The 3,540-nt window shown below is 68.8% G+C and carries 2 protein-coding genes and 1 pseudogene; all 3 read right to left on the reverse strand.

Annotated features, from left to right (window positions below):
• On the reverse strand, positions 1-837 hold an 837-nt coding region (locus IE271_RS40355), incomplete at its 3' end, for a non-reducing end alpha-L-arabinofuranosidase family hydrolase (protein WP_190195401.1).
• Between the two features lie 235 nt (positions 838-1,072).
• Positions 1,073-2,715, reverse strand: a pseudogene (locus IE271_RS40360) (glycoside hydrolase family 43 protein).
• A gap of 237 nt (positions 2,716-2,952) precedes the next feature.
• Complete coding sequence (locus tag IE271_RS40365) at positions 2,953-3,189, reverse strand: hypothetical protein (RefSeq protein ID WP_190195402.1); 237 nt, start codon at positions 3,187-3,189, stop codon at positions 2,953-2,955.
• Positions 3,190-3,540: the final 351 nt, after the last annotated feature.

Here is a 3,540-nt window from a genome sequence, read left to right on the forward strand (position 1 = left end):
CGTGCGGTAGATGAAGGGCCACGCACCCCACTGGTACGCCAGCACCCAGATGTTCTTGGGCGCGAAGTAGAACAGCGTGGGCGCCACCGCGGCCTGGCTCATCCCCGTCTGGCCGGCCGACGCCATGTCCGACCAGTTGGTGAAGGGGCTGAACATCATCGAGCCGTAGGACGATCCCGACACGTTCGACGCGTAGACTAGGTGCTTGCCGTTGTGTGTCACGGTGGTGAAGTCCTTCACCGCGGCCCACCCGTTCGCCGGCTGTGCCAGCACGCCCGTCGACGACCACCGGTACGTCGACGGAAGCGCACACGTGCCGTCCGTCGGCGGCGTTCCGGACAGGCCGCTCCACTTCTGGTTGCTGCCGCCGTTGCACGTCCCGATCTGCACCGCCGTGCCGTTGGCCGTACCGGCGCCCGCGGCCTCCAGGCACAGCCCGGACTCCGTGCCGACGACCGTGCCGTCGGAGTTCACCCGCCACTGCTGGTTCGCGCCGCCGGAACAGGTCCAGATCTGCACCCGGGTACCGGCTGCGGTGGCGTGGCCCGGAACGTCCAGGCACTTGTTGCCGTACACGGTCAGCTGATCGGCGTCCGTCAGCGTCCACTGCTGGTTGGTCCCGCCGCTCCAGCAGTCGTGGATCTGCAGGTACGTGCCGTCGGTCTGGCCGGCGCCCACCACATCGAGACACCGGTTCGAACCGACACCGCGCAAGGCGCCACTGGCAGCCGCCTGGGCCGGGATGGCGACGAGCATCGCCGCCAGCGCGGCCAGGACCGCGACCGCGGCGGCGAGCGCCGCAGACGGATGCCTGTGGCTGAAACTACCTCTGTGCATGGGGTTTCCCAACCTTGAGTGAGCGATTCCGGCTGGCCTCGTCAGAGGTTGCCCGGACTGTCGGTGCAGTGCGGTGTGCGGCGGTCCGTGAGCACCGCGGCGGACCGTTGGTGACTTCCCGCGCCCTCGCGGCCCGCCGAGAGACCGGTGACGCCCGGTGCCTTCGTCCAAGGCGCCGGAGCAGGTTCATGTTTCTCCTCGTACGGCCGGGTCCGTGGGCCGGTATCAGCTCGGTTCAGGGCGTGGACAGCTCGAACCGCGTGACACGGACCGAACCGCCGAGCGCCCGGGTGGCATGGTTGAAGAGGGCGAACCGGTAGCCCATGAAGAACCGCCAGTCGTTGCCCATCGAGAAGTCGGGTCCGAGTCGGGTGAACGTGACGCCGTCGGTGCTGTAGGAGAAAGTCCCCGGACGTGCCGCGCCGGGGCGGATGTCCGCACTCGCGCGCAGCCAGATGCGACTGCCCGGGGCGGCCGCGCTCGCGAGCTCGTAGCCGGTGCCGGTGGTGTTCCAGCTGCTGTCCATGGTCAGCCCGCCGACCATCACCACCCGGGTGGCGCCGCCCTCGCGCTTGACACCGATCCACGCGGAGGAGTCCCGCAGCAGCGCGAGTCCGGCCCGGTCGCCGTCCCGCATCGCGGAGTGGTCGAGCTGGACCGTGGCGGTGGAGGTGGGGCCCTGGATACGGTGCGTGAGGGTGTTGCGGGCCCAGTACAGGTCGCCGGTGACCGTCGCGGTGCGCAGGGTCAGGCCGTCGCCGACCGACCACTTGGTGTTGTCCGGGTTGTGGTTCCACTCCCATCTCGGTGTGAGGGCCGTGCCGTCGAAGGTGTCGACGCCGGTCATGGGGGTGACCTGGCGGGGCGGAGTGGGTACGGCCGGGCTGGGGTAGGAGGCGCCCCATGCGCCGTTCACGAGTTGGACGACGGGCCACCCGTCCCCGGTCCAGGTGACCGGGGCCAGCGCGGGCACCCGGCCGCCGGGGTAGGCGTCGACGAAGGCCAGGTAGTACCAGGCGCCGTTCTGCGTCTGGACCAGGCCGCCCTGGTGCGGGACGCCTCCCCCGGGGATCGGCCCACGCAGGTCGAGGAGCACCTGCCGCATCGTGTACGGACCGAAGGGGCCGCCCGACGATTTCAGGATGTACTGCCCGTTCGCGGGGCGGGTGAGGAAGATGTAGTACTGCCCGTTGATCTTGTAGAAGCGGGCGCCCTCGAGGGTGCCGACGCTCGACGGGGTCGTGAACACCTGCTGCGTGCGAACCTGGGTGCGACCGTCGGGCGAGAGCTGCGCCACGCTGATCGTGGTGTTGCCGTACGCCACGTACAAGGTGTCGTCGCTGTCGACCAGCAGCCCCGCGTCGAGTAGGGCGTGCCGATCGTCGTCAGCCGGTCCCACGGCCCCTCGACGGCCGTCGCGGTGTAGATGTACGTCCGGGCGAAGTCGATCTGGCCCAGCCAGTAGAACGTCCTGTTGCTCGGGCGGTACGCCAACGACGACGCCCAGATTCCTCTGACATAGCCGCGGGCGCCGTTCAGGTCGTACTTGGCGCCGAAGTCGAGCATGGGCACCGAATGGCCGGCGATCTCCCAGTGCACCAGGTCGTACGAGCGCAGGACGGGCGCGCCCGGTGAGTAGTGCATGGTCGAGGCCGAGGCATAGTAGGTGTCGCCGACGCGGATGACGTCGATGTCCGCAAAGTCCTGCCAGATCACCGGGTTCGCGTACTCCCCGACGGCGCGGGCCGGTCCCCGAGTGGGAGTGGCTGCGGCTTGGGAGGCTCCCGTCAGTGGGAGGACCGCGCCGACGGCAAGGCCGGTGGCGGTCGCCAGCGCGTGACGGCGGGAGACGTTTTGATGCGGCCATGACATATACATGTGGCGGACTCCTTGCGGCTCGCTATTCGCCGGGTGCGACTCGGAGATGCTCTGCTGTGCGGTGGAGCGACTCCGACGCGTTCGCCATATCGAACATGAGTCGAAGTATCGAGCATCCCGAATGATAGGGAACCGCCGGACGGCGTCAACACCTCTCGCAAGCGTCGTCGTCGGATCCGAAATATTTCGGCTGGCCTGTGCGCGCGACGGCGCATGTCACACCGCCAAAGGCCCGGATCACACCAGCACTTGCCGGACCCTGAATCCGCCCAATCGATCGAGGCAGGTGGCTGTTTCCGGCGTTGCGCCGGGATCAGCGGGCCGCCCGGCGTCGACTTGCCGGCCCAGGCCACTGCCGGGGGCCTTCAAGGACTCCGGAGGCTTGCGGACGAAGCGTTCCGGACGCTTGTCGCAGACCGCATGAAGAACGTCGGCACGCATCCCGCGGAGTTGCTCGGCGAGGTCGAAGCGCACGTCGCAGGAGGCATGGAGACCGACCCCGGAGTGCCGACGCCCCTCGTCGTACCAGGCGGAGGAGCGGGTGCACCATGCCCATGCCTCCGGCAGCCCAGGCCCCCTTGCCCGCAAGTCGTGGAGGGCTCCCGCACCGGATCCCTTGACAGCTCCACCAGCCCGTCACACCATACCGACCACACACCGGACAGTTGTACCGCGCTCTTGGGGGCCTTCCTATGGGAGCGCTCCCATAGACAGGTCGTACCACCGCGCTTCCTCAGCGCGTCGTACGCTCGGGACGAGAGCGTGCGACGCATTCCCTGCCAGGAGAACGAGGTTCAGTCATGCGCCGCAGACTCCGCGCCTTGG

Origin of the sequence: Streptomyces minutiscleroticus, assembly GCF_014650875.1 — a bacterium.
Lineage (GTDB): Bacteria > Actinomycetota > Actinomycetes > Streptomycetales > Streptomycetaceae > Streptomyces > Streptomyces minutiscleroticus.